We start from the raw sequence: 982 nt of genomic DNA on the forward strand, positions 1-982 counted from the left end.
ACTCTCCAATATCAAGCAGCTAATGCCATTGCTTTAAATACAAGGGCTGGCTGCTTGAAGCCTAAACACTTTCTTGGCCGATAATTTATCCGCGATAAAGCGAACTCGATATCGATGTCCGTCACCGTTGTTAAGTCGGTTCCTTTCTTCACATACTGCCTTAAAAGCCCGTTCGCATTCTCGTTAGCGCCACGCTCCCAAGAACTATAAGGGTGAGCAAAGTACACATCAGCTTCTAACGCTTTTGCGATGGCTTCATGATCTGCAAACTCTCGCCCGTTATCTGCAGTGATAGTATGGACATGTTTTTTATAAGGCATGAGTAGCTCAATGGTTGCTTTGGTTACATCATTTGCTGACTTAGATGGCACTTTCTTTACCAAGTAAAATCGGGTTTTACGCTCTAAAATCGTCACCATAGCCCCGGTGCCATGCTTACCTAGCACCGTGTCGATTTCCCAGTCACCAAACCGCTCTTTACTGTCAACGATACTCGGCCTGTCATCAATCGAAACCGCATTCTTTATTGCTGGCGCTTTCTCTTTTTTACCACGACGATACCGCTTGTGGCCTTGCCTCAAGTGACGATATAACTTACCGCCCAAGCGCTTGTCCTGAGCGACAAAACGGTAAATCCACTCATGACTAACGGCTGCGCCTACATTCGTTAATACATTGGCAATCTGCTCTGGACTCCAATCTGCTTCTAAAAGAAGACGGATAAAATCAACGCGTTCTTGTGGTATACGGTATTTACGAGCGCAAGTACGCTTTTTGATAGATAACGCGTGAGCCTCACTTGGACAATAGCGATTATTGTTGCATCCTCGTTTAAGCTCTCGATACACCGTAGAGCGATGGCACTGAACAGCTTTAGCTATTTCAGAAATCGAAACTCCCCGTTCCAAAAGAGCAGAAATCTGGTATCTTCTGCCTTCGGTCAACTGCTGATAATTCATGGTAGTACTGCTTGTTTCTTTGG

1 protein-coding gene is annotated in these 982 nt (G+C 45.2%); it reads right to left on the reverse strand.

Annotated features, from left to right (window positions below; all coding sequences use genetic code 11):
- Window positions 1-11: 11 nt before the first annotated feature.
- A complete protein-coding gene (locus tag K6Y21_RS21075) occupies window positions 12-959 on the reverse strand; it encodes an IS30 family transposase (RefSeq protein ID WP_233073912.1) in 948 nt (315 codons plus the stop codon).
- Window positions 960-982: the final 23 nt, after the last annotated feature.

It is taken from the genome of Motilimonas eburnea (assembly GCF_021295345.1).
Taxonomy (GTDB): domain Bacteria; phylum Pseudomonadota; class Gammaproteobacteria; order Enterobacterales; family CBDFNC01; genus Motilimonas; species Motilimonas eburnea.

Bases quoted from the DNA above. Each gene is read 5' to 3' on its own strand.
- K6Y21_RS21075 (WP_233073912.1), bottom strand. From the start codon at position 959: ATGAATTATCAGCAGTTGACCGAAGGCAGAAGATACCAGATTTCTGCT.